This window comes from Salinibacterium sp. VpJ6 (assembly GCF_059767345.1).
The window spans coordinates 680,989-705,485 of the sequence record NZ_JBSOQL010000001.1 but is presented as its reverse complement, the minus strand read 5'-3'; the positions used below and the strand labels follow the sequence as shown (position 1 = coordinate 705,485).

Below are 24,497 nucleotides of genomic sequence, written 5' to 3'. Positions count from 1 at the left end.
CCCACAGTCGAGTGTTCTTAGTAAACGTCGACGATCGACGCGTCGAGGTTGTAGTCGGCGGCGATCTTCGCGAGAGTTCCGTCGTCGTAGAGCGCACGGAGCGCTTCAGCGATGGCGGGGCTAAGTTCGCCGTCCTTGGGGGTGAAGACTCCGAAAGTGGTGTCGGGGTCAAACACGCTGTTGGCTACGGCGAGAAGGCCGTCGTTCTGAGTTGCCATGTAGGCGGCTGCAACGTTGGTTTCCACGAGAGCGTCTGACTTGCCGTTGATGACGGCGAGCACGGTTTCTGCAGTCTTGGGGTACTCGGTGTTGGTGATGGCTTCCTTGCCGTCGGCAACACACTCGTCGCTGAGCTTCTGAACGCTCACGGAATTGCTGGATGCTGCTTGGGTTGCCACATTGAGCCCGCAGAGGTCGCTGCCCTCTGTCAGCTTCGCTGCGACGTCGGGGGCTGCCAAGACGGCGGGACCAGCGTTCATGACGGCGGCGGCGTCGGCAATCTGCAGGCGCTCCTCGCTCATGTAGAGACCGCCAAAGATGACGTCGCACTTGCCAGTCTGAAGTCCGGGCATGAGGCCGTCGAACGAGGTCACTTCAAACTTGGTTTCAACGCCCCAGTAGTCCGCTACAGCGCGGATGCCGTCGGCATCGAAGCCGATGATGTCTCCACCGGTGGAGTCGGCGTAGTACTCGAGGGGAGCGTATTCCGGGTCGATGCACGCGGTGAAAGCGTTCGCGTTAACGAGGCCGTCGGGTGCGTTGGATGAAACGGCGGCGCCGGTGTCTGTCGCGGAGTCGGTGCCGGCGGCACACCCCGTCAACAAGGCTGCTACCGAGATGCCGGCGGCGATGCCGATGATCGATTTCTTCATTGTTTCTCCTGTGGCTGCAGAGCGATTCACCCGGTGGAGGTGCTGGGAGGGTGACTTGGTTCTGACCATTGTGTTCATACCTGTGGGTGTTGTCAATGCATTTTTGCACTCCGGTAACCACTGTGACGCAAACTTGTAACAAACGGATGCCAAGAAAGCGATAAATCTGGGCTATTCGCCCAATAAAGTGACAAAACGCTACGTTTCGCGGTGCTGCTGAGATAGTCTGGCCGCGTGGACCAGTTAACCGAGCAATCTTTCGCAATCTTGCGCCACGACGGCAGAACGTCGTTTAGCGATATCGCCCGCCAGCTCGACACCAACCGGGCCAGCATCGCTAAGCGCATCAACCCGTTGTTGCAGTCCGGCGACATCCGCATCATTGCTGCCGTGCATCCGCGACTCTTAGGGCTTCATGTGCTCGCGCACTTGTCGATTCAGACCGAAGGGGATGCCGGCCAGCTGGCCGAGCGCATCTGTCAGTTGAACTCGCCCGTGTTCGTTTCTGAGCGCACGGGAAAGTACCAACTGATCTCGGAGCTCCACACCACGACTATGGCGGAGCTCCACGATGAGATTCGGGCGATTCGTGCTTGCGAGGGAGTCATTGACGTTCAAGTGCTCGTCTACGAACGCACTCTCAAGAGCTTCTTCTTGGGTGAAGAGCCAGCTTTGGCTGACCTGCCCATCGACGCGACCGACCTCAAGCTCATGGAGTTGCTGCAGCACGACGGAAGAATAGGCTATGCCGAGCTGGCCGAAGCCGTCGACCTCTCAATTAGCGGATGCCGCACCCGCATCAACCGTCTGACCGAGACGGGGGCGATGCGCATCGGGCTGATGCGCCAGCGCACCGACATGACATCGCACCTCACCTTCGGCTTCGGCTTTATCACCCAGGGCGACTTGGACCCTCTTGTGCGACTCATCGACGAGCAGGCCGGGGTTGAGTTTATGGCACGCACAATAGGTCGCTTCGATTTCGTTTCGACCATCTCGTTCCCCACGCTGGGCGAGTTCAACGACTTCGTGGCAGCGCTGCGCGGACTCGCTGGAGTGACGTCGCTGGAGACCTGGCTGCACGCCCGCATCCACAAGGAGCGTTACCAGCACAGCCTGCACCGCATCCGCGAAGGCGCTGCAGTCGCAGCACCTTAGGTCCGACGGCGCTGCCGCGCGCTACAGGTCGCAGCGGCTCACTCTGCGCGGCAGAACGGTGCAACCCCGCGCATCCGGTACCGTATAGCAAGGTTCTGACCAGCAACTTGGTCAGAAATTTGACCAACGCTGAGACCAGCAACGACCGGGCGGTGACGTGTACCTCAAGAGTTTGACCCTCAAAGGGTTCAAGTCGTTCGCTCAACCGACCACTTTTGCGTTCGAACAGGGCGTGACGTGTGTCGTCGGCCCTAACGGTTCGGGCAAGTCGAATGTGGTGGATGCTCTCGCCTGGGTCATGGGCGAGCAGGGTGCCAAAACTTTGCGCGGCGGCAAGATGGAAGACGTCATCTTTGCCGGCACCGCTACCAAAGGGCCGCTGGGTCGCGCCGAGGTCATCCTCACGATCGATAATGCGGATGGCGCGCTGCCGATTGAGTACAGCGAAGTCACCATCAGCCGCACCCTGTTCCGCAATGGCGGCAGCGAATACGCGATCAACGGCACCTCATGCCGACTGCTCGACGTTCAAGAACTCCTCAGCGACTCCGGTCTGGGGCGCGAAATGCACGTCATCGTTGGCCAAGGCCAGCTGGATGCGGTGCTGCACGCGAGCCCCGAAGACCGTCGCGGCTTCATCGAAGAAGCCGCCGGCATCCTCAAGCACCGTCGTCGCAAAGAGAAGACGCTGCGCAAGCTCGATGCGATGCAGGCGAACCTCACGCGCCTCTCAGACTTGGCGGGGGAGATCCGTCGCCAGCTCAAGCCCCTCGGCCAGCAGGCCGAGATCGCCAAAGAAGCAGCCTCGATTGCTTCGATCGTTCGGGATGCGCGCGCTCGCCTCCTCGCCGACGAAGTCGTCGAACTGCGCTCCAGCATCAACGACTTCAGCCGCAGCGAGAGCGAACGCAAAACGCAGCGCATCGTGCTGCAAGAGCAGCTCGACCAGAACAAGTTGCGCGAAGCCCGTCTCGAACAGGCGCAGGTCGGTGGCGAAGTAGATGAAGCCCGCCGCGTAGCCTTTGGTCTCGAATCGGTGCAAGAGCGCCTGCGCAGTCTGTACACGCTCGCCAACCAGCGTCTCTCGCTGCTCGGCCAGCAGAGTGATGCTCCTGTCTCCAGTAATAGCGTCAGTCAAACTCTTGTCGACGAAGTTAAGGCCGGCGCTGATGAACTTGCCGCCGGTGTCGCGGATGCCGAGAAGGCCGTCGCCGCTGCTGCTGCCGCAACCGCCACGGCGAAGGCTGCGCTCGACTCGCTCGACGAAGAAATTGCCGCGCAGAGTGCGCTCGTGTCGCGTCACGAGTTGGAGAGCGCCGGGTTGACCGCTCGCGTTGAAGTCGCCACCTCCACTCTGACCGCAGCCCAGGGTGAACTCGTGCGTCAGCAGCAGGCGCTCGCCGAAGCGCAGGCTCGCCGCGAGGCCGCTCAGGCCGAGTTCGAAGCCCTCGAAGCTGAGGCCGGCAACTCCACGATCGAAACCGATGGCTCGCTCGACACCGCGTACGAAGCCGCCGAAGCGAAAGTGTCGAGCGTTCAGGCAGAGATCGAAGCCCTGCGCGAAGCACTCCACACGTCCGAGCGTGAGCGTGATGCGCTCGCCGCCCGCAACTCAGCGCTGTCGCTCGCCGTTGATCAGAAAGACGGCTCCAGCGCTCTCGTCGCGGCTCAGCTCGCGGGCATCCGCGGTCTCGTTGCTGAACACGTGAAGATCACGCCCGGCTACGAAGCGGCCATCGCTGCCGCTCTCGGCACGCTTGCGGATGCCGTACTCGCCGATGACCGCGATTCGGCCATTGATGCGCTGGCCGAGTCTGCCTCGCGCGATTTCGGTCGCGTTGAAGTGGTCGTGGCCAACGCCGCGAAGCAGACCGTCTCGCTCGGAACGGCGGCCGGCACCGTGCCCGCCACCGACGTCGTCACCGCGCCTGATGGCGTTCACGGTCTCCTCACTCACGTGCTCATTGCCGACGATCTCGAGGCTGCTCGCGCGGCCTATGGCTCGCTGTCGAACGCCGCCGACCTGACCTTCGTGACCCGCGACGGCGACGTACTCACTCAGTTCGTGCTGCGCGGAGGCTCTGGCGCCAAGCGTTCACGCCTCGAACTCGTCGCCGAGCGGGATGCCGCCGCCGACAAACTCGGTGTCGTCACGACCCAGATCGAGCGCACGAGCTTCGAGCTCGACGAAAAGCGCCGTGAACTCACCTCCGCCAAGGCCGATGCCGAAGCCGCTCTTGTGGCCCTGCGCGAGTATGACGCCCAGCTTGCCGCGCAATCCGAATTGCTTGGCCGCCACCGCATCCAGGCCGAAGCAGCCCAGGCCGAGTGTGACCGCCTAGCCCGCGCCGTCGACGTCGCCGAAGAAGCGGTAGCCGACGCGACTACCGAAGTGGCTCGCGCACAAACCGCGGCCGACAAGTACCAGGCTGCTCCGCGCCCCATGCTCGACGTCTCCGAACGCGAACCCATGCTGGCCGAAGTGGATGCCGCCCGGGCTCGTGAAGTCGAGCTGCGCATTCAGATGGAGACCATCCGCGAGCGGGTTCGCGCTGAGCGTGCGCGCGCCGAACAACTCGCCGCCCAGCTCGTGCGCGAGCGCGAAGCAGCGCAAGAGCAGGCCCGATTGGCCGTTATTCGTCAACGACAGATGGCATCCGCCACGAAGGTCGTCGAGATGTTGCCCGCGGTGCTCGATTCTGTTGATCGTTCGCTATCGGAGGCACGCGTTTCGCTCGCCTCGAAAGAAGCAAAGCGCTCAGTGCAGAACGAAGAGCTTTCGGCATTGCGCCGTGAAGAGTCTGCGCTGCGTGAGCGTCTCTCGGCCGTCAGCGAAAGCGTGCACGGCCTCGAAATGCAGATCTACGAGAAGAAGCTGCATCTCTCGAGCCTGCTCGAACGATCGGGCGAAGAACTCGGTCTCGTCGAAGATGTACTCGTGGCGGAATATGGCCCCGCGGTGCCGGTTCCCGACGATCGCGAGAGCGACCCGAGCGACGAGCCTAAGACGGCGGCTGGCGGCTCCAGTAGCGAAGAATCCAACGACAGCGACAGCAACGTCCGCAGTGACGACAGCGTCGCTGACCGCAACGACGGCGCCACCGATGGTGACTCGGACGAGGCTGCCGAGCCCGTGGCATCCGGTCGCCCCTTTGTGCGTGCCGAGCAGGAAGCTCGACTGCAGAAAGCCGAGCGCAAGCTTGCTCGCTTGGGCCGGGTGAACCCGCTCGCGCTCGAGGAGTTCGACGCTCTTGAGCAGCGTCACAAGTTCTTGACCGAGCAGCTCACTGACCTTACAAACACCCGCAAGGACCTGCTGACGATCATCGACGAACTCGATGACAAGATGCAGTCGATTTTCGCGAGCGCTTTCGAAGACACCAAGAACGCCTTCAACGACGTGTTCCCCGTGCTGTTCCCGGGTGGCACCGGCAGCATCTTCTTGACTAACCCGGATGACCTTCTGACGACGGGTATCGAGGTCACCGTGAAGCCCGCCGGTAAGAAGATCGAACGACTGTCTCTGCTGAGCGGTGGTGAGCGTTCGCTCGCTGCCGTCGCGCTCCTGATCGCGATCTTCAAGGCGCGCCCCAGCCCGTTCTACATCATGGACGAGGTCGAGGCTGCGCTCGACGACGCCAACCTGGGCCGTCTGCTAGCGATCTTCGAAGACTTGCGTCAAACGAGCCAGCTCATCGTCATCACGCACCAAAAGCGCACGATGGAGATTGCGGATGCGCTCTACGGTGTCAGCATGCGCGCCGACGGTATCAGCGCCGTGGTTGGCCAGCGCGTCGCCAAGGAGACCGCCTCGGCTGACGCGAGCTAGTCGACTCGCTTGAGCGGTTCGCCGTTGACGGTGTGCACGCACCAGCCGCTGTGTAACTTCTCGATTGTTGATACTGAGCCGTTGAGAATGTGGTCGAAATCGCGTCCCGCGAGTTCGCTCAACGTGTACCGGATGATCGTGCCGTGACAGACAACGATGACCTTTTTCCCGGGGTAGTCCTGGGTGACCTCGTTCAGCGCAGCGATACCACGTTCGACAACATCGTGCAGCGACTCAAGCCCGGGGTACACGGTGCTGTTCGGCCAACGATCGTCGATTTCCACCTTGGTGAGGCCTTCGCCTTCTCCGTAGTCGCGCTCGATGAGCAAGTCGTAGCTGCGACCGAGTTCGAGGCCTAAGCCGTCGGCGATGATCTGCGCAGTTTCGCGGGCACGCTGCAGGGGAGAGCTGACAATGACGTCCCACTCGGAATCGCGCAGAACTTCAACGGCCTGTCGCGCCTGCTGGCGACCGGTGTCGTTGAGCGGGATGTCGCTGGAACCTTGCATGCGTCCGGCAGCGTTCCAGTCGGTTTGGCCATGGCGAATCAATGAGAGCATTCAAAAACCCTAGCGCGGTTAGGGAAGCGGCATGCACCTGCCTTAACCTGTAGTCATGGCAGCATCCTGGTCGCTCTCGGGCGCACTCAAATCTATGTTCGCGCGCGACACGATCGACGCTGATACGTGGAACGATCTCGAAGACGCGATGATCTCGGCCGACTTCGGCCCCGACATCACCGAGTCGGTCATCGATGAGTTGCGAGCAAGTGTGGCGAAGTTCCGCACCGACGACCCCGCAGACTTGAAGCGGATGCTGCGCGAAACTCTCGAGGAGCGTCTCGCTCGTCTCGACCCGACCCTCACTCTCAGCGCCCGCCCCGCGGTCGTACTGGTCGTGGGCGTCAATGGCGTCGGAAAGACCACCACGATCGGCAAGTTCACGAAGTTTCTCGTCGGCCATGGCCGCTCGGTGGTTGTGGGTGCAGCAGACACGTTCCGCGCCGCTGCCGTTGAGCAGTTGGCGACGTGGGCCGAGCGCGGGGGAGCATCGATCGTGCGCCCGCAGCAGCAGGGCCAGGATCCGGCATCCGTCGCCTTCCAAACCGTGGAGCGCGCTCAACGCGACGGCATCGACATCGCCATCATCGACACCGCTGGTCGTTTGCAGACCAAGAGCGGTCTGATGGATGAGCTCGGCAAGATTCGTCGCGTTGTCGAAAAGCAGACTGAAATCGCCGAGGTATTGCTCGTGCTCGACGCGACGACAGGCCAGAACGGTGTGGCTCAGGCAGAAGCGTTCATTCAGCACGCGGGAGTGACCGGATTGGTCATCACGAAGCTCGATGGTTCAGCGAAGGGTGGTTTCGTGCTTGCCGTTCAGGAGCGCACGGGCATCCCCATCAAACTCGTCGGGCAAGGCGAGGGTATCAACGACCTCACCGGTTTCACCCCGCACGTCTACGTGCAGGGCCTCGTCGGTTAGTTCGGGGCAGATGCCTGCGAGCCAGATGCTGCGGGCCAGACGCTGCGAGCCCGTGCCTACCCGCCAGTAGGCCGCGAGCTAGTTGCTGACTGCTTTGTGCGCGGCAGACAGCTCGAGGTAGTGCGCGGCGTTTTCGCGAACGCCAGCCTTCTCTTCGTCGCTGAGTTCGCGGCGAACCTTGGCGGGCACTCCGGCCACGAGCGATCCGGGCGGGATGATGGTGCCTTCCAGAACAACGGCCCCCGCCGCGACGAGCGACCCGGTTCCGATAACGGCACCGTTGAGCACGGTCGCGCTCATGCCGATGAGGCAGTCGTCTTCGACGGTGCAGCCGTGCAGCACAGCGCCGTGGCCAACGCTCACGCCGGAACCGACTGACGTGGGGATGCCCTCGTCGCAGTGCACCGTGACGTTGTCTTGCAGGTTCGAGCCTTCGCCGATCGTGATGGAGTCGGTGTCGCCGCGCAGCACGGCGCCGTAGAAGATGCTCGCGCGCTCAGCGAGGGTGACCTGCCCGATAAGGGTTGCGTTGGGCGCGACGAAAGCGCTGTCGGCGACGGAGGGGGTTTGTCCGGCGAGGGTCACGATGAGAGCTGTCATGTCTCTAAGCTATCGCGTGCTGCGTGCGGGATTTGCGTCACTGTGGACGCTCAGCGGGAGAAGCGGGAGGCGATTTCGATGAGCACGCTTTCCTTACCGACGTAGATGCCGTCGGCGCGGGGCCAGTGGCCAATCACATCGGTGAAGCCGAGCGCGTCAGCGCGGCCGACGGCGTCTTCCCACGTGTCCACGCTTTCCAGACTGAACTGGGGTGCGCCATCCAAATTCAGATAGCGATCGAGGGTCGCGGATGCTCGGCCGGCCTTCTCGAGTCCGTCATCCATGCGCGCGGCGGTGTCGGCGACAATCTGCCACCACTCGTCGAGGGTGTCGGCGGTGCGGCCGAGAGTGAGCCAGCCATCGGCCAGTTCGGCGGTCAAGCGCAGGCCGCGGGGGCCTTCGGCGGCGACCACGAAGGGCATGCGTGGTCGTTGGGCAGGCGCCCCGACCATCCGAGCATTGACGGCAGTGAACCAGTCACCGCTGAAGCTGATGCCGCCGCTGCCGGGGTCTTCGAAGCGCAGTAGCTCGTCGAGTCCGCGCACAAACTCTTCGAAGCGGGCATGACGTTGGCGCGGAGTGAGCTCATCTTGGCCGAGCACCGTCGCGTCGAAACCTGTGCCGCCCGAGCCGACGCCGAGCAGAAAGCGGCCAGCGCTCACATCGTCGAGGGTTGCGAGCTCTTTGGCAAAGGGAACCGGATGCCGGTAGTTGGGCGAGGCGACAAAAGTGCCGAGCCCGATGCGGCTCGTCACACTCGCGGCTGCCGTGAGCGTGGGAATGGTGGCGTACCACTGTTCATCGGCGAGAGATCGCCACGACAGGTGGTCGTAAATCCACGCGTGATCGAAGCCCATTTCTTCGGCCTGAATCCAGCGATGTTGGGCGTCAGCCCACGGCTGTTGGGGCAGTATGACGATTCCGTGTCTCACGTTCTCACCCTACTCCGAGCCCCTGTCGGCGTTGTGGAGTCGCAGCACAGCAAAAGACACCTTAAACTGGTGGCATCATGGCCACTTTTGGAAATCTCACCGACCGCCTCGCGGATACCTTCAAGAACCTGCGCGGCAAGGGCAAGCTCAGCGAAGCGGATGTCGATGGCACCGTTCGCGAGATTCGCCGTGCCCTGCTCGAAGCTGACGTTGCGCTCGAGGTTGTTAAGCAGTTCACGGGTCGCGTTCGCGAACGTGCTCTCGGCCACGAAGTTTCTGCTGCGCTGAACCCCGCGCAGCAGGTGGTGCAGATCGTCAACGACGAGCTCGTCACGATTCTCGGTGGCGAAGCCCGCCGCATCCAGTTCGCTAAGAACCCGCCGACCGTCATCATGCTCGCGGGTCTGCAGGGTGCCGGTAAGACGACGCTCGCCGGAAAGCTCTCCAAGTGGCTTGCGGCTGACGGCCATACGCCGCTGCTGGTCGCTGCCGACCTTCAGCGCCCCAACGCCGTCACGCAGCTGCAGGTAGTTGCTGAGCAGGCGGGCGTTGCCGTCTTCGCGCCTGAGCCGGGTAACGGCAAGGGTGACCCGGTCAAGGTTTCTAAGCAGGCCATGAAGTTTGCCAAAGACAAGCAGCACGATGTGGTCATCATCGACACCGCTGGTCGTTTGGGTGTGGATGCCGAGCTGATGAAGCAGGCCGCTAACATTCGCAAGGCTGTTGACCCTGACGAAGTTCTTTTCGTTATTGACGCGATGATCGGTCAAGACGCTGTCACCACTGCTCGCGCCTTCCAAGAGGGCGTTGACTTCACGGGTGTCGTGCTGTCGAAGCTTGATGGTGATGCTCGCGGTGGTGCAGCGCTGTCTGTTGCCTCCATCACCGGGCGCCCGATCATGTTCGCCTCGACGGGTGAAGGTCTTGACGACTTCGAGCCGTTCCACCCCGACCGCATGGCGAGCCGCATCCTCGACCTGGGTGACATCCTCACCCTTATCGAGCAGGCTCAAAAGACTTTCGACGAAGAAGAGTCGCGCAAGGTCGCCGAGAAATTCGCGACTGACACCTTCACGCTCGATGACTTTCTGCAGCAGATGCAGCAACTCAAGAACATGGGCTCGATCAAGGGCATGCTCGGCATGCTTCCCGGCGCCAAGGGTATGCGCGAGCAGCTCGACAACTTCGATGAGTCGGAGATCACGCGCACTGAGGCCATCATCCAATCGATGACCAAGCAGGAGCGCACCACCCCGAAGCTCCTCAACGGCTCTCGTCGCGTGCGTATTGCGCGCGGTTCGGGAACGACCGTTACCGAGGTGAACGCTCTCGTCAACCGCTTCGAGCAGGCGGCCAAGATGATGAAGACCGTTGCGAAGGGTGGCGTGCCGCAGATTCCGGGCATGGGCCCGATCCCCGGTGGCCACGGTGGCAAGTCGTCGAAGAAGAACCAGAAGAAGAAGGGCTCGAAGTCAGGTAACCCCGCCAAGCGCGCAGCGGAAGATGCTGCTCGCGCTCAGGGCGTTGTTGCTCCTTCGGCTCCCTCCGGTTCAGGCTTCGGTCTCGGCGGCTCCAAGGCTCCTGCCGGCGGTCCGTCGCCAGAAGAGCTCGAGAGCCTGCAAAAGTTCCTAGGCCGCTAATTAGCCCTACGGCGTCTGCACGATTGTGCTGCCCGCAGAGCGCGCGGATTTGCTCTTCGTTGTGTCGCCCGCTCGGGATACTGTGGAGCTATGACACAGAGCCGTCCCGTTCGTATTGCCGTTCAACTTCAACCCCAGCACGCCGAATACTCGGTCATTCGTGACCGAGTAAAAGAGCTTGAACAGCTCGGAGTTGACGTTCTCTTCAACTGGGATCACTTCTTCCCGCTTTACGGCGAACCAGACGGCCTTCATTTTGAAGCGTGGACCGAACTTGCCTCGTGGGCTGAGATGACGAGTCGTGTTGAATTCGGCACGCTCGTGAACTGCAACAGCTACCGCAACCCCGACCTGCAGGCCGATATGGCTCGTACGCTTGACCACATCAGTGGTGGCCGCTTCATCTTCGGCACGGGCTCGGGTTGGTTCGAGCGTGACTACCAGGAGTACGGCTACGAGTTCGGCACTGCCGGTTCGCGGTTGGATGCTCTCGCTGAGGCATTGCCTCGTATCGAGTCGCGCTGGGGCAAGTTGAACCCGGCGCCGACGCGCAAAATCCCCGTACTTATTGGCGGTGGGGGAGAGAAGAAGACTCTCAAGCTCGTAGCCAAGCACGCCGACATCTGGCACAGCTTCGCTACCGGTGACGAGCTCGTTCACAAGCTGAGCGTTCTCGCCGGCCATTGCGAGGCTGTCGGCCGCGATATCAACGAAATTGAAATCTCGAACGAGCTGCGCGACAAGAGCGTTGAAGACGCCGACAGCATGCGCGAGCAGGGCATCACGCTCTTCACGTTGGGCATTACTGGCCCCGAGTACGACCTCACGGCGGCCAAGCAGTGGCTCGCGTGGCGTGACTCTCAGAACGGTTAACGGCACCTCTTTGGGGCTTTATTGGCGATCGGTTCCCGAAGCGCGCAAAACTCTGGCAGAATAGGCGGTTGAGTCCTCCGTAGCCCGACCCTCTAATCAGGCCCGGATGGAATCCACTAGAGCTTTTCTGCCGAGTGTGCCCCCACGCTCACGGCTAGCGGTTCGCCACCAATAAACATTTAAATCAGGAGAATTGTGGCTGTAAAGATTCGTTTGAAGCGCATGGGCAAGATCCGTGCACCGTTCTACCGCATCGTCGTTGCCGACTCGCGCAAGAAGCGCGATGGTCGTGTCATCGAAGAAATCGGAAAGTACCACCCCACCGAGGAGCCCTCGTTCATCGAGGTCGAGTCCGAGCGTGCGCAGTACTGGTTGAGCGTTGGCGCCCAGCCCAGCCCGCAGGTTGAGGCTATCCTCAAGCTGACCGGCGACTGGGGCAAGTTCAAGGGTGACAAGAACGCTGTCAGCACCGTCAAGGTCAAGGAAGCTAAGGCTGAGTTCCAGGCTGACGAGAAGAAGAAGCCTGTTCTCAAGCCCAAGACTGAAAAGGCTGAGCCTAAGGCTGAAGAGGCACCTGCTGCAGAGGCTCCCGTCGCTGACGAGGCTCCCGCTGAAGCTCCTGCCGCTGACGCAGACAAGGCTTAGCAATTGCTCGCTCCCGCTTTAGAACATCTCGTCAAGGGAATCGTTGACCACCCCGACGAGGTCCAAGTCGTTGCGAAAAACACGCAGCGCGGTGACCTCCTCGAGGTTCGCGTGCACCCAGAGGATCTCGGCCGTGTCATCGGTCGCTCTGGTCGCACCGCGAAAGCTCTGCGCACGCTGATCACGGCTCTGGCCGATGGTCGCAAGGTGCGTGTCGACGTTGTCGACACTGACTTCTAGCCAGTGAGCGAAACAAAGATTCCCCGCGAAGGTCGCACACAGCTGCGAGTGGGGCGCTTGACGAAAGCTCACGGGCTTAAGGGAGCGATCAAAGTTGAGATGTACACGGATGCCCCGGAACGTCGTTTCGTTCCGGGCGCCGTGTTTTCTCTCCAAGTGCCCACGAGTTCTTCGTGGCACGGAAAGACACTCGAGCTCGTAGAGCTCAAGTGGTTCAACGCACAGCCGGTCGCGTTCTTCAAGGGCGTTCCTGACCGCAGCGCTGCAGAAAAGCTTGTAAAAGCTATTCTCTGGATCGATCACGACCCCAACGAGGCGCCAGAAGAGGATGCGTGGTTCAACCACCAGCTCGTCGGCCTCAAGGTCATCCGTGACGGCAAACAGGTCGGTACTCTCGCGCAGGTTGATCATTTCCCCGCGCAAGATCTGCTGACTGTGACGACGGATAACGGCGATGTGCTGGTTCCGTTTGTGAAATCGATCGTGGCGAGCGTCGACATCGAAGCGGGCGAGATGGTTGTTACGCCTCCGCCAGGACTCTTCGAAGAGATCGCTGACGAGGCTGCGGCTGCTGAAGCAGATGTTGCTGAGGCAGACGGCACTGAGACGGACGCCACTGAGACGGCTGCCGACGACGCAGGCAACTCCACCGAATCCGACTAACAGTAAGGGTCGACGAGTGCGCATCGACATTCTGACGATCTTCCCGGATTTCTTCGGGGTGCTAGACATTTCTCTGCTTGGTAAAGCGCGCGAGCGTGGAATCATCGAGTTGGGCGTGCACGATCTGCGTGACTACACGCACGATCGTCACCGCACTGTCGACGACACTCCTTACGGCGGTGGCGCTGGCATGGTCATGCGCCCCGAGCCGTGGGGCGAAGCGCTGGATGCCACGCTCACGCCCGAAACGGTGGTCATCGTTCCGAGCCCTGCCGGTGTTCCTTTCACGCAGGCAGCAGCCCGCGAGTTGGCTCAAGAGAAGCATCTCGTCTTTACGTGCGGCCGCTACGAAGGCATCGACCAGCGCGTCATCGACTATGCCGCCGACACGGTTCGTGTTCGCGAGATCAGCCTGGGCGATTATGTGCTCAACGGTGGCGAAGTCGCCACGATGGCCATGATTGAAGCGATTGGCCGTCTGGTGCCGGGCGTGGTCGGAAACCCCGAAAGCCTCACCGAGGAAAGCCACGAAAACGGCTTGCTTGAGTACCCCAGCTACACGAAACCGTCGACGTGGCGTGAACGCTCCGTGCCGCCGGTGCTGTTGAGCGGAAACCACAAGGCGATTGCCGATTGGCGTTACGAGCAGCAGCTCGAACGCACGCGTCGAGTGCGCCCCGATCTTCTGCCTGACGGCGAGTAGTAAGCGCTTCAGCTCAGGAGTTTAGGCGCTTACTTGCGCGCAGTGAGAACGAGCGGGCCGTCGGGGGTAACCGCAACCGTGTGCTCGAAGTGGGCGGCGCGAGAGCCGTCGATGCTCCGCAGTGTCCAGCCGTCGTCATCCGTGTAGATGTCGTCGGTGCCGATCATGAGCCATGGTTCGATCGCAAGGACGAGGCCGGGCTTCAGCGGCATGCCGCGGCGTGCCTTGCCGTCGTTGGGGATGTGCGGGTCGCCGTGCATTTCGCGGCCAACGCCGTGACCACCGAAGTCGAGGTTCACTTCGTAGCCTGCGCCGTAGGCGACGTCTCCGATGGCGGCCGAGATGGCGCCGATGCGGTTGCCAACGATGGCGGCGGCGATGCCGGCGTCAAGGGCACGCGAGGTGGCATCCATCAGCTTGAGGTCTTCGTCGCGGGGAGTACCCACGGCGAACGTGATCGCAGAGTCGGCAACCCAGCCATCGACCGCGACAGCGAAGTCGAGGCTCAGGAGGTCGCCATCTTTTAGCGTGTAGTCGTGGGGGAGTCCGTGCAGGGCGGCGTCGTTGACAGACGTGCAAATAACCTTGCCGAAGGGCGAAGCTCCGAACGAGGGGTGGTAGTCGATGTAGCAGCTCTCGGCGCCACGTTCGCGGATCATGCTGTGCGCGAGGGCATCGATCTCGAGCAGGTTGGTGCCCACCTTGGTGGCCGCTTCCGTTGCGGTCAGAACGCTGGCCACGAACTCGCCGGCTGCCTTCATCTCGTTGATTTCGGCGGGGGTTCTCAACTCGATCATGCGGTAGCTGCCTCTTTCGTGTGCGGTGCCAAGAGTTGCGCAATGAACTCTCGGAGCTTGTCGATAAACGGTTCTTCACCGCGCGGGTCATACAAGAATGCACGCTCGAGGAGTGAATCGGCGATTTCTACCGTCACTTCGATATCGAAAGCGAGGGCATCCGAGGCCGGAACTTCGTACGTGGTGACCAGAAGGTCAGTCAGAATTTCGGCCAGCGCCGTGTTGTTGCTCTTGCGATCGACGTTGAAACGGCGGTCGATGATGTTGCCGAACGACAGCACTCGAAAGCCCGGCTCGGTGCGGCAGAGTTCAATGTAAACGTCGATCGCAACGTTGAGGGCGTCGAGAGCGTTGGTTGCGCGCTTATTGAGAGTTGCTGAGAGTCCGGCGCGGTACTTGTCGAAGTTGCGCGACGCCAAACCCCGAAGCAGCGACTGGATGTTGGGGAAGTAGCGGTAGATAACGCCAACAGAGGACTGCGCTCGCTTCGATACATCGCTCGTGGTGAGCGCGTCGATTCCGACTTCATCGAGCAGTACCGCGGCCGCATCGAGGAGCACGTTGATTCGTTCTGCACTCCGCTGCTGCACTGGTTCGGTGCGAACGTTCGCGGGGTTGGGCACGGGGGATACCTAGTCTTTCGGTCTGATGCTTCTCAGCATTCCTGATCACAACGAAGATACCCTGAGAACCATGATGATTAGGCGCGCGTTCTACTACTGGCAGTTCATCGCTGTAATCGTGTTGCCGCTGTGGGTATTGATCGCCCGCGGCATCTACGGTTCGAGCGTTGGCTGGGATTTCGTACTGTTCCTCATCCTGTGCCCGATTCTGGCGTTCGCTCTGCTGGCCATCGCGGGGCTCACGGTCGCCCGTAAGAGTGTGCGCGATTCGAAGCAGGTGTCGTGGATTGATGCCGGAGTTCTTGCCGCCTGGCACGCGGCAATCATTATCTACGGCTTTGTGGATGCTCCGTTCCCGGCCGCGCTCATCGTGATTGTTGCCATCGCGGCGTTCTGGATCGCGCTCTGGCAGCTCGTCACCGAGACCCGCAATCGCTTCACAAGCCTCGTCGAGGGCTTCGAGCGCGACGCGCAACGACCCTCACGGCCGGGAGAGAACCTCGACAACGGTCGCGTCATCATCCTCGAAGCCGAGGAGAATCGCACTTTCGACTGAATGTGTGGCAGAATTATCGATTGTGCTCGCGCACGACTCTGCCATGAGGGCGTCGTAACCGCTTGAAGCACAAATTTTCTTATCTAACTAAGTGCGTTCGACTCATGGCGGGCGCAGAGAGCGATTACTCATGCATATCCTCGATGGCGTCGACAAGGCGTCTCTCAAAGACAACATTCCTGACTTCCGTGCCGGCGATAACGTCAAGGTTCACGTAAACATCATCGAAGGTACGCGCTCGCGTATTCAGGTGTTCCAGGGCGTTGTAATCGGTCGTTCAGGCCACGGCGTTCGCGAGACCTTCACTGTTCGCAAGATCAGCTTCCAGGTCGGCGTAGAGCGTACCTTCCCGGTTCACTCGCCCGTAATCGACCACATTGAGGTCGTTTCGCGTGGACTCGTTCGCCGCGCCAAGCTGTACTACCTGCGCGACCTGCGCGGTAAGAAGGCGAAGATCAAAGAGAAGCGCGACAACTAACACTCGCGTAATTCACAAACCAATGGCTCCCAGCGGCATATGCTTGCTGGGAGCTTTGGGGTTTAATGACAAACAATACTGTTGACGACGCGCTGCCCAGCAGCAACAGCGAGCGCCACCGTGCCGCCAAGAAGACGGGCGGCTGGAAGCTGTTTCTTCGTGATCTTCTGATCATCTTCGTGGCTGCGATCGTGATTTCTTTCTTGATCAAGACGTACCTCGTGCGGTCGTTCTACATTCCGTCGTCGTCGATGGAAAACACCCTCCAAATTGATGACCGCATTCTGGTCAACCAGCTTGAGCCCGCTCTCTTCCCGGTCGAGCATGGCGACGTCGTCGTCTTCACCGATCCGGGCGGCTGGCTTCCCGCAGTTTCGAGTGAGCCTGAGAACTGGTTCGTCGGCGCTGTCGATGGTGTTCTCGCGTTCGTGGGTCTGAGCGCCCCTGACAGCAGCAATCACCTCATCAAGCGAGTCATTGGGCTGCCCGGCGACACCGTGGAATGCTGCAACGAATTTGGCCAGATAATCGTCAACGGCATCCCGCTTGAAGAGCCCTACATTCTGCTGCCGGATGCTGTTACCAAAGCGACTCAAGAAGACTTCTCGGTTACGGTGCCCGACGACTCCATCTGGGTCATGGGTGACAACCGCTACAACTCTGCAGACTCCGCGTTCCATAAAGACGACCCCACGGGCGGTTTCGTGAAAATTGACTCTGTCGTGGGGCGTGCCTTCTTGATCAGCTGGCCCACCGAGCGGTGGACCATGCTAGACAACTACTCCACGACGTTCCAGCGGGTCACGCAGAACGCCGAGTAGATCGTGGCAGTGTCAGACCCGCACAGCGAGGTCGAGAGTGAACTCTTTAATACAGGTGCGCGAGCGGTAATCGGTTGCGACGAGGTCGGTCGTGGCGCGATCGCCGGCCCCGTTGGCGTTGGCATGACCGCGATGACTCCTGCCCACGGCGTCTGGCCGGTGGGACTGCGTGACTCCAAGATGCTCAGCCAAAAACGGCGCGAACTTCTTGAGCCGCTCACGCTCGAGTGGGCACCACTTTCTGCCGTTGGCTACGCGGATGCCAAAGAAATCGATGCGATCGGCATCACGGCCGCCTTGGGGCTGGCCGGCAAGCGCGCGCTCATCCAATTGCATGAAGCAGGCCTTGACGTCATGTCGAGCGTGGTGCTGCTGGACGGCAGCACCGACTGGCTCAGTGGCGCCCTGACCGTTGCGCCGCGAGTGCAGACCAGGGTGAAAGCTGACCGTGACTGTGTCTCGGTTGCTGCGGCATCCGTCGTGGCAAAGGTGCACCGGGATCGCCTCATGATCGAGGCCGACGAGGAGTACCCCGGCTATGGCTGGCCGAGTAACAAGGGCTACGGTTCCGCAGCGCACTTTGAAGCGGTGCGCAGTCTTGGTGCCACCGAGCTTCATCGGCACACATGGTTGCGCTAGCGCGGCCTACAATAAGGGCAGCATGGATGAAGACGAGTTTGAAGACTACGACCGCGAGGTCGAGCTTGCGCTGTACCGCGAATACCGCGATGTAGTGAGCCAGTTCCGTTTTGTGATCGAGACGGAACGGCGGTTTTACCTGGCCAACGAGGTCGATTTGGTGCGCCGCGATACCGAGCACGACTTCTACTTTGAGCTCTCGATGACCGACGTGTGGGTGTGGGATGTTTACCGTTCCGACCGGTTTGTGAAGAGTGTGCGCGTGTTGACGTTCAAGGACGTCAACATTGAAGAGCTCAGCGCGAAAGACCTTGAGTTGCCGAAGGAACTCGCACTCGACGAGTAACAACTAGGGGAGAGCGCGGCGAGCGTTGTCTTGCACGAGCGCTCCGAGGGGGAGAGTGGGATGTCCGCCACGGTCGATCCGGCAGAGTTCGTTCGCCTTATCCGTGCTCGTGCTCTGTCAGAACTCGCCAGAAACGTGCGATCGACGCCGATCGATGAGATAGTTCCCGTTCTCGAAGCGCTTCCCAGCGATGATGCGGCGATTGTCTTCCGGCTGCTGGGCAAAGACGAATCGATCAGCGTGTTCGATTCGCTCGATTCTGGTGCCCAAGCAGACCTCATCGCTGAACTCGGCGATGGACAGATCGCTGCCGTCTTCACGGCGCTCGATCCTGAAGAGCAAGCGTGGCTCCTCGACGAATTGCCCGCTAAGGTCGCTAAGCGATTGATGGCCTCCCTCAATCAGGCAGAGTTCAGCGCGGCAATGACGCTCTTGGGGTACCCCTACGAGTCGGTGGGGCGCCGTATGTCGCCGGTGCCCGCCACGATTGCGCCGACAGCGACGGTCGCCGAAGCTCGTGAGTCCGTGCGCCGCAGTGATGCTGAGCTGGATGTCCTCGGCGCTATCGCTGTTATCGCGCCCGATCGCACGCTTGTGGGAGTTGTGGACTTGCTCGTGCTGGCCCGCAGTGAGGGCAGCGTTCTCGTGGAGTCCGTCATGATGCCCGCCGTTTCGGCCCGCACCGAGGACGATTCCGAGCAGGTCGCTCGCCGAGCTCTCGATGGCGGAATCCTCGTGTTGCCTATCGTCGATCGTGAAGACAGACTCGTCGGCGTATTTCCTATCGTGGATGCCGCTCGAGTCGACCGCGACGCTGTCGCAGAAGACCAAGCGCGAGCGGGCGCCGCCGAGCCCCTTCGCCGACCCTACCTGCTCACTCCCATTCGGAAGGTTGTGAACTCGCGAATCGTCTGGCTTTTGGTGCTCGCGGTGTCTGCGGTTCTTACCGTGAGCGTGCTGGAGATGTTTGAGACAACGCTCAATCAGCGGGTCGCGCTCGCGCTCTTCGTGCCGCTCTTGATCGGAATTGGCGGAAACACCGGTTCGCAAGCAGCAACCACGGTCACCCGCGCACTCGCCGTCGGGGATGTCACCCCGCGCGATGTGGGAAGAGTCGCGTTCAAAGAGGTCAGAACAGGTCTGCTTCTCGGTTTCTTCTTGGCGATTCTGGGTTTCGCGATCGCATCATGGGGCTACGGGTTCGACATCGGTGCCGTCATCGGGGTCACGTTGCTCGTGAACTGCCCGATTGCCGCCACGGTGGGTGGCGTCATCCCCTTGGTGGCACGAGCGATTCGCGTAGACCCTGCCGTATTCTCCACGCCCTTTATCGCCACCTTTTGTGACGCAACAGGCCTCCTCGTCTACTTCACCGTAGCGATCAACATTTTGGGGCTGTCTGCCTAGACTCGTGCGTGCCTCTAGAGTCAACTCATGCCTCTGATTGCCACCATCGTGCTTGCCGGTTTCGGCTTTGGGCTTTCCCTGATCATCGCGATTGGAGCCCAAAACGCGTTTGTGCTTCGACAGGGCCTACGCCGAGAGCACGTCACGGCCGTGGTGCTGGTCTGTGCTCTATCGGACATTGTCCTGATCGTCGCGGGAGTCGCGGGAGTCGCGGGCCTCGGTGCGCTCATTGAGCAGGCCGGTTGGTTGCTCGTGGTGGCCCGCATCGGCGGCGCACTCTTCTTGCTGGTCTACGCTTTTCTCTCCATTCGTCGGGCAGCCCGACCTCAAGCGCTCACCACAACGGCGGCTGGAACCCGGATGACGCTCGCCGCGGCCCTCTCGACAGCGCTCGCGCTTACCTGGCTCAACCCGCACGTCTACATCGACACGGTGCTGTTGCTCGGCTCAATCGGCGGAACCTACGGCGACAATCGCTGGTGGTTCGCGCTCGGTGCGTGCATTGGCAGCGTCGTATGGTTTTCGGCGATCGGCTATGGCAGTCGATTCTTGAGGCCGCTCTTTGCTAAACCGATCGCTTGGCGAGTGCTCGACATCGTTATTGCGGTAATCATGGTTGTGCTGGCCGCGAGCTTGATCGCAGGGCTCTGAGGTCGAACATCCATTCATTGACCCGGATGGGGTGGCCTTTCGGGTATTCGAAGTCAGCTTCGCCTGCGAGATCAAAACCGGTGCGCCGACTCAGCGCATTCGATGCCGAGTTGTCGGTGCGCGGGAACGCAAACACCTGATGTCTGTCGCCTGTGTCTGCCGCATGCTGGAGGCACTCAGCGAGGGCGCGAGCGGCGATACCGTGACCTTGGTGGGCGGTGTGAACGCTCCAGCCAGTTTCATAGACATCGTTGTCGCGCCACCTCTTTTTCCAATAGCCCACTGACCCGACCGGTTCTGTTGCTGACGCGGAGCGGATGCGGAACATCCGTGCATCGCCCGTCTCCCAGAGATGAAGAAACTTGGCGTGCCGTGTCACGATCTGTTGATCACTTTCGGGGCCGCCTAAAAACACCGTCATCTCGGGTGTATTGCTGCGCTCAAGAACGGGCAGGTCGTCAACCTGCCACGGCTCAAGCCATACTCGCCCGTCGTCACTGCGCGTCATACCGGCACGATACCGCGTGAGCTGTGGGGCTTTAGAGAAGTTTTAGTGAAAATCTCTTAGTTTTTATCGACGAACGTGGTGGTGGCATGCTAGAAATCAACCATGCGAAGAGTTGGGCTGTTCGGAACAACAATCGTTCTTGCCTGTGCAGTCAGCGGATGCGCGCCTGCGGGCCAGCAGGGTGAGGCGGACAGCATGAGAATGCCGTTCTTGAGTGAGGGCTCCGGTTTTCAGCGCTCAAGCTTTAAAGACTCAATACTCTTCGAGCAGGTGGATGTTGGTCCACACGAGTACTCTTTGCCCGCTGTCAGCGACTCCGTCGATCAGTTGTTTCTTGCGATCGGATGCGACCGAAGTTCCGAGTTCGAGGTCGTCATTCTCTCCGGCGGCGAAGTGATTGACGGGATGGAAGCTAGTGATTGCGTCAGCGAGCGTGGAACCCCAGCGTCTACGAGCATCACCTCGCCTCTCGATGTCGACCTATCGACCCTGACGCTGAGAGTTGCAGTTGATGATGGCGTCGGGTTCAGCGTGTCGGTATTTGAAGCCGGTAGCTCGAAAGGTTAGATCGAGCAGCTAGCTAACTAGTCCTCCCCATGCACTCGTGCGGGGGGAGTCTTGTCCCATTGGTGCTTTCTCGCGTTCTGGGTTGTGCTGAACGGCGAACCTTGAGCCATGGCAGCAAAAGACGAACTGGGTAGGCGGGGTGAGAGCCTCGCCGCCGACCACTTAGTCAGCGCGGGGCTTGAGATTCTCGACCGCAATTGGCGGTGCTCACAGGGAGAACTTGACATCATCGCGCGAGACCGCGACGAGGTGGTTTTTGTCGAGGTCAAGACGCGCTCGAGCATTCTGTTCGGGCATCCGTTCGAGTCGATAACGGCATCGAAGCTCGCCCGGTTACGGCGACTCGCTGCGGCGTGGTGCGACGATCATCCTGGGTCAGGTTCAACGGTGCGCGTCGATGCGATTGCGGTGATTGTGCCCTCGCGGGGTGCTGTTGAGATCGAGCATCTGAAGCGCATCTCGTGATCGGCAGAACCTACGCTGTGTCGCTGCTTGGACTCGAAGGCGCGATTGTAGAGATTGAGGCAGATCTCTCCAACAACCTCCCTGGGTTCGTGCTCATTGGTTTGCCCGATACCGCGCTCGGCGAGGCGAAAGACCGTGTTCGGGCAGCCGCGACGAACTCCGGATGTGGGCTGCCCAACCGCAAAATCACCGTCAACCTGTCTCCTGCTGCCCTCCCCAAACACGGCTCAGGCTTCGACCTCGGCATCGCGCTCGCGGCGCTCGCCGCCTCCGGAACGATCTCTGCAGAATCGATCGATCGGGTACTCCATATAGGCGAGTTGGGGCTCGATGGTCGGCTACGTCCCGTCAATGGCGTGCTGCCCGCCGTACTCGCAGCTTCGCGCGCAGGATTCACGACCGTCATGGTGCCGAGTGGTAATGCCGACGAAGCATCACTGGTTCCTGACATGCGAGTGATCGCCGTGCCCTCGCTGAGGGATGCCGCCATCTGGCACGGCGGGGAGTTCGAGCCAGAACCGGTCGAAGTAATCACTCGCCCTGCTCCCGAAGCGACGCCTGAGATCTCAGGTGATCTCGCCGACATGATTGGCGGCAGCGATGCGATCGACGCAATGCTCGTCGCGGCAGCAGGCGGCCATCACGTGTTCTTGCTCGGCCCTCCCGGTGCGGGCAAAACGATGCTCGCGGCTCGACTACCCGGGCTCTTGCCAGATCTTGATCCGCAGGCGGCCCTCGAAGTCTCGTCCATTCGCTCGCTCGCCGGGCTTCCCGTCGGCAGCAGCCTCACCACCAGACCACCGCTTGAGGCGCCCCATCACACGGCTACAGCCGCGGCGCTCGTGGGAGGAGGTAGCTCGCAGATTCGTCCGGGTGCTGCCGCTCGTGCCTCCGACGGAGTGCTCTTTCTCGACGAGGCACCCGAGTTTGCGCCCGCAGCTTTGGACGCGCTTCGGCAACCGCTGGAATCAGGGGTCATCAGCATCCATCGCGCTAACGCCATTGCTCACTTTCCTGGCCGCTTTCAACTCGTGATGGCCGCCAATCCCTGCCCCTGCGGTCAATGGGGTGCTCGTGACAGCGAATGCACCTGCCCACCCAACAGCCGCCGTCGCTACCTTGCTCGCCTGTCGGGGCCGCTACTGGATCGCATCGACATTCAGTTTCGGGTCGAGCGAATCACGAGTGCGCAATTGCGGTTAGCGGGAGAGCAACCGTCTCTCTCCACAGCGGATGCCCGAGCGCGGGTCACGGCGGCCCGCCAACGGGCAGCTGCTCGCCTCGAGGCAACGCCATGGCGGCTCAACTCTCAAGTGCCGGGCTCGCATCTGCGTGGTCGCGAACTGCGGCTCTCGCCCAAGGTCACGGCCGGGCTCGATCGCGCTCTCGAACGCGGCGGCATCACGATGCGGGGCTATGACCGTGTGCTCCGTGTCGCGTGGTCTCTTGCCGACCTCGCCGATGACTCCCGACCTGACGATACCCACGTTGGGCAAGCGCTCTACCTCAGAAAGGCCATGTCACAGTGAGCATGTTTGGACTCAAAGAATCAGAAGTTGCCACCCTAGTAGAGGCGGTCAGCGTCGGAGGGGGCGATTACCTCGACCGCGATGCAATCGAAGAACGCTTTGCGCGAGCCACCTGGAGCGGGCTTGCTGAACCTGGCGATCGCCTCGCCGGTCGCGCTATCCAGCAGCTTGGTGCTGTGCGCGCGCTCACGTGCGTTGTCGAGCGCTGGGAGGCAGAACGTTGTGCGGCCGCTCTTTCGGTCGACGGTGACACTGTTGCTGAAGACGATATGGCTCAAGCAATCGACCGGTGGATGCCGCGGCTCAAGTCCAACACCGCCCTCATCGCTCTCCGCCAGGCTGCACGCTTTGGCGCGCGACTGCTCACGCCTCACGACACTCTGTGGCCGTCGCGGCTCAACGACCTCGATTGGCACTCGCCCTCAGTGCTCTGGGCTCGCGGAACCGACGAAGCTCTTGCGGGAATTGAGCGCGGCATTGCCCTCGTGGGCGCAAGAGCGGCCACAGGCTACGGCGAACACATCACAATGGAAGCGTCCGCCGGGCTCGTCGATCGCGGCTACACAATTGTGTCCGGGGCGGCCTACGGAATCGACGGCATGGCCCATCGGGCTGCTCTAGCGAGTCAGGGACTCACCGTCGCGTTCCTCGCCGGGGGAGTGGACCGCTTCTACCCGAGCGGCCACGACGCGCTCCTCGGTCGCATCGTTGAGAGCGGCATCGTCATCTCTGAGCTTCCCTGCGGATCGCCCCCGACAAAGTGGCGGTTTTTGCAGCGCAACAGGTTAATTGCAGCAGCAAGCATGGCCACGGTGGTTCTTGAAGCGGGCTGGCGTTCTGGCTCTCTCAACACTGCAGGCCACGCAGCGACGCTGGGGCGGCCACTCGGGGCTGTTCCCGGGCCCGTCACCAGTGCAGCCTCCGCTGGGTGTCACCGACTCATTCGTGACTTTGATGCGGTGTGCGTCACGAATCCCGATCAGATGGCCGAGCTCGCGCCGATCGAGCACGCCTTGCTCACCGCCGCTGACGTGGCGGGGGCACTCGAGAAACCGGATGTCGGCAGCCCCCGCAACACTGAAACGATTCGTCTTCTCGATGCTCTGAGCGCTCGCAGCGCCCGCACTGCCGATGACGTTGCCGCGCGCAGCGGCCTCGCGATCTCTACGGTTCGCGCCCAGCTCGGGCTGCTCGAACTCGACGGCCGCGTCACTGAGACCGAGCGCGGTTGGAAGCGTCTTGCCGGCTGACCCGCTCGTGGGCGTTGAAGGGTAATCGAGCTGATCGCGACTGAAGAGATTGTTGCTCAAGAGAGCACCGGAGCGCACCGCGGAAAGTTGCACGCCACCGTCGACGCGCGCAAAACTCCTGTGTCTACGCCAAAATCTTGCGAAATCGCCGCACTCTGCGCGGTAACCATTAGAAACGCTTACCTTTTATGTGCGCCGATTGAGATTGTTACTAATCCTT

27 protein-coding genes are annotated in these 24,497 nt (G+C 61.4%); 20 read left to right on the top strand and 7 right to left on the bottom strand.

The annotated features are described in order from the left end of the window. Positions 1–17: 17 nt before the first annotated feature. Entirely contained in the window at positions 18–872 is an 855-nt protein-coding gene (locus tag ACWTV1_RS03485; RefSeq protein WP_498504134.1) for a transporter substrate-binding domain-containing protein, read from the bottom strand. A gap of 234 nt (positions 873–1,106) precedes the next feature. Between ACWTV1_RS03485 and ACWTV1_RS03480 the strand changes: the two genes are divergently transcribed. Together ACWTV1_RS03480 and smc are read left to right on the top strand one after the other, a co-directional pair. Further along, entirely contained in the window at positions 1,107–2,030 is a 924-nt protein-coding gene (locus ACWTV1_RS03480; protein WP_498504133.1) for an Lrp/AsnC family transcriptional regulator, read from the top strand. Positions 2,031–2,187: 157 nt separating this feature from the next. After that, positions 2,188–5,859 carry a chromosome segregation protein SMC gene (gene smc / locus ACWTV1_RS03475; RefSeq protein ID WP_498504132.1) on the top strand — a complete coding sequence of 1,224 codons (3,672 nt, stop codon included), beginning with the start codon at positions 2,188–2,190 and terminating at the stop codon, positions 5,857–5,859. Here smc and ACWTV1_RS03470 read toward each other — a convergent pair. Further along, complete coding sequence (locus ACWTV1_RS03470) at positions 5,856–6,419, bottom strand: histidine phosphatase family protein (protein WP_498504131.1); 564 nt, start codon at positions 6,417–6,419, stop codon at positions 5,856–5,858. The two genes, smc and ACWTV1_RS03470, sit on opposite strands and share 4 nt — an antisense overlap. 55 nt (positions 6,420–6,474) lie before the next feature. On the opposite strand from ACWTV1_RS03470, the gene ftsY reads away from it, so the two are divergent. Then, positions 6,475–7,344, top strand: coding sequence for a signal recognition particle-docking protein FtsY (gene ftsY / locus ACWTV1_RS03465; protein ID WP_498504130.1), 870 nt, complete (start codon positions 6,475–6,477; stop codon positions 7,342–7,344). Positions 7,345–7,422: 78 nt separating this feature from the next. On the opposite strand, the gene ACWTV1_RS03460 is transcribed toward ftsY, so the two are convergent. Both ACWTV1_RS03460 and ACWTV1_RS03455 read right to left on the bottom strand, forming a co-directional pair. Further along, on the bottom strand, positions 7,423–7,944 hold the full coding sequence (locus ACWTV1_RS03460; RefSeq protein ID WP_498504129.1) for a gamma carbonic anhydrase family protein: 522 nt from the start codon (positions 7,942–7,944) through the stop codon (positions 7,423–7,425). Positions 7,945–7,994: 50 nt separating this feature from the next. Continuing rightward, the gene (locus ACWTV1_RS03455; RefSeq protein WP_498504128.1) at positions 7,995–8,876 is read right to left on the bottom strand and encodes an LLM class flavin-dependent oxidoreductase; all 882 of its coding nucleotides are present in this window, start codon (positions 8,874–8,876) and stop codon (positions 7,995–7,997) included. Between the two features lie 77 nt (positions 8,877–8,953). Here ACWTV1_RS03455 and ffh point away from each other — a divergent pair, with 77 nt between their 5' ends. The 6 genes from ffh to trmD all read left to right on the top strand — a co-directional run bounded on the left by ffh (position 8,954) and on the right by trmD (position 13,640). Next, positions 8,954–10,516, top strand: coding sequence for a signal recognition particle protein (gene ffh, locus ACWTV1_RS03450; RefSeq protein ID WP_498504127.1), 1,563 nt, complete (start codon positions 8,954–8,956; stop codon positions 10,514–10,516). Positions 10,517–10,606: 90 nt separating this feature from the next. Then, the gene (locus tag ACWTV1_RS03445) at positions 10,607–11,389 is read left to right on the top strand and encodes an LLM class F420-dependent oxidoreductase (protein ID WP_498504126.1); all 783 of its coding nucleotides are present in this window, start codon (positions 10,607–10,609) and stop codon (positions 11,387–11,389) included. A gap of 195 nt (positions 11,390–11,584) precedes the next feature. Then, the gene (gene rpsP, locus ACWTV1_RS03440) at positions 11,585–12,034 is read left to right on the top strand and encodes a 30S ribosomal protein S16 (protein WP_100388590.1); all 450 of its coding nucleotides are present in this window, start codon (positions 11,585–11,587) and stop codon (positions 12,032–12,034) included. Between the two features lie 3 nt (positions 12,035–12,037). Further along, a complete protein-coding gene (locus ACWTV1_RS03435) occupies positions 12,038–12,274 on the top strand; it encodes an RNA-binding protein (RefSeq protein WP_100388591.1) in 237 nt (78 codons plus the stop codon). Between the two features lie 3 nt (positions 12,275–12,277). After that, a complete protein-coding gene (gene rimM / locus ACWTV1_RS03430) occupies positions 12,278–12,937 on the top strand; it encodes a ribosome maturation factor RimM (RefSeq protein WP_498504125.1) in 660 nt (219 codons plus the stop codon). 16 nt (positions 12,938–12,953) lie between these two features. Continuing rightward, positions 12,954–13,640 (top strand): tRNA (guanosine(37)-N1)-methyltransferase TrmD, encoded by a 687-nt coding sequence (trmD, locus tag ACWTV1_RS03425; RefSeq protein WP_100388592.1) that lies wholly within the window; start codon positions 12,954–12,956, stop codon positions 13,638–13,640. 29 nt (positions 13,641–13,669) lie between these two features. Here the strand turns inward: trmD and map are convergent, their stop codons facing one another. After that, the gene (map, locus tag ACWTV1_RS03420) at positions 13,670–14,437 is read right to left on the bottom strand and encodes a type I methionyl aminopeptidase (protein WP_498504124.1); all 768 of its coding nucleotides are present in this window, start codon (positions 14,435–14,437) and stop codon (positions 13,670–13,672) included. Continuing rightward, entirely contained in the window at positions 14,434–15,060 is a 627-nt protein-coding gene (locus tag ACWTV1_RS03415; protein ID WP_100388595.1) for a TetR/AcrR family transcriptional regulator, read from the bottom strand. Before ACWTV1_RS03415 ends, map begins: the two co-directional genes overlap by 4 nt. 70 nt (positions 15,061–15,130) lie before the next feature. Between ACWTV1_RS03415 and ACWTV1_RS03410 the strand changes: the two genes are divergently transcribed. From ACWTV1_RS03410 to ACWTV1_RS03380, 7 genes are all read left to right on the top strand, one after another. Further along, positions 15,131–15,616 (top strand): MFS transporter, encoded by a 486-nt coding sequence (locus ACWTV1_RS03410; protein WP_205030336.1) that lies wholly within the window; start codon positions 15,131–15,133, stop codon positions 15,614–15,616. 130 nt (positions 15,617–15,746) lie between these two features. Next, positions 15,747–16,094 (top strand): 50S ribosomal protein L19, encoded by a 348-nt coding sequence (gene rplS / locus ACWTV1_RS03405; RefSeq protein ID WP_100388596.1) that lies wholly within the window; start codon positions 15,747–15,749, stop codon positions 16,092–16,094. Positions 16,095–16,159: 65 nt separating this feature from the next. Further along, the gene (lepB, locus tag ACWTV1_RS03400; protein WP_341619574.1) at positions 16,160–16,915 is read left to right on the top strand and encodes a signal peptidase I; all 756 of its coding nucleotides are present in this window, start codon (positions 16,160–16,162) and stop codon (positions 16,913–16,915) included. Positions 16,916–16,918: 3 nt separating this feature from the next. Further along, positions 16,919–17,554, top strand: a complete 636-nt coding sequence (gene rnhB, locus ACWTV1_RS03395) for a ribonuclease HII (RefSeq protein ID WP_498504123.1) — start codon at positions 16,919–16,921, stop codon at positions 17,552–17,554. Between the two features lie 22 nt (positions 17,555–17,576). After that, positions 17,577–17,900: a DUF2469 domain-containing protein gene (locus ACWTV1_RS03390; protein ID WP_009772690.1), complete on the top strand. Its 324-nt coding sequence runs from the start codon at positions 17,577–17,579 to the stop codon at positions 17,898–17,900. A gap of 60 nt (positions 17,901–17,960) precedes the next feature. Next, positions 17,961–19,307 (top strand): magnesium transporter, encoded by a 1,347-nt coding sequence (gene mgtE / locus ACWTV1_RS03385; protein WP_498504122.1) that lies wholly within the window; start codon positions 17,961–17,963, stop codon positions 19,305–19,307. A gap of 27 nt (positions 19,308–19,334) precedes the next feature. Continuing rightward, positions 19,335–19,958, top strand: a complete 624-nt coding sequence (locus ACWTV1_RS03380) for a LysE/ArgO family amino acid transporter (RefSeq protein ID WP_498504121.1) — start codon at positions 19,335–19,337, stop codon at positions 19,956–19,958. Here ACWTV1_RS03380 and ACWTV1_RS03375 read toward each other — a convergent pair. Further along, the gene (locus ACWTV1_RS03375) at positions 19,918–20,466 is read right to left on the bottom strand and encodes a GNAT family N-acetyltransferase (protein WP_498504120.1); all 549 of its coding nucleotides are present in this window, start codon (positions 20,464–20,466) and stop codon (positions 19,918–19,920) included. The two genes, ACWTV1_RS03380 and ACWTV1_RS03375, sit on opposite strands and share 41 nt — an antisense overlap. Positions 20,467–20,661: 195 nt before the next feature. Here ACWTV1_RS03375 and ACWTV1_RS03370 point away from each other — a divergent pair, with 195 nt between their 5' ends. The 4 genes from ACWTV1_RS03370 (at position 20,662) to dprA (ending at position 24,277) form a co-directional block, all read left to right on the top strand. After that, the gene (locus ACWTV1_RS03370) at positions 20,662–21,033 is read left to right on the top strand and encodes a hypothetical protein (protein ID WP_498504119.1); all 372 of its coding nucleotides are present in this window, start codon (positions 20,662–20,664) and stop codon (positions 21,031–21,033) included. A 108-nt stretch (positions 21,034–21,141) separates the two neighbouring features. Beyond that, entirely contained in the window at positions 21,142–21,498 is a 357-nt protein-coding gene (locus ACWTV1_RS03365; RefSeq protein ID WP_498504118.1) for a YraN family protein, read from the top strand. Then, positions 21,495–23,027 carry a YifB family Mg chelatase-like AAA ATPase gene (locus ACWTV1_RS03360; RefSeq protein WP_498504117.1) on the top strand — a complete coding sequence of 511 codons (1,533 nt, stop codon included), beginning with the start codon at positions 21,495–21,497 and terminating at the stop codon, positions 23,025–23,027. Before ACWTV1_RS03365 ends, ACWTV1_RS03360 begins: the two co-directional genes overlap by 4 nt. Positions 23,028–23,029: 2 nt before the next feature. After that, positions 23,030–24,277, top strand: a complete 1,248-nt coding sequence (dprA, locus tag ACWTV1_RS03355) for a DNA-processing protein DprA (protein WP_498505022.1) — start codon at positions 23,030–23,032, stop codon at positions 24,275–24,277. Positions 24,278–24,497 lie beyond the last annotated feature (220 nt).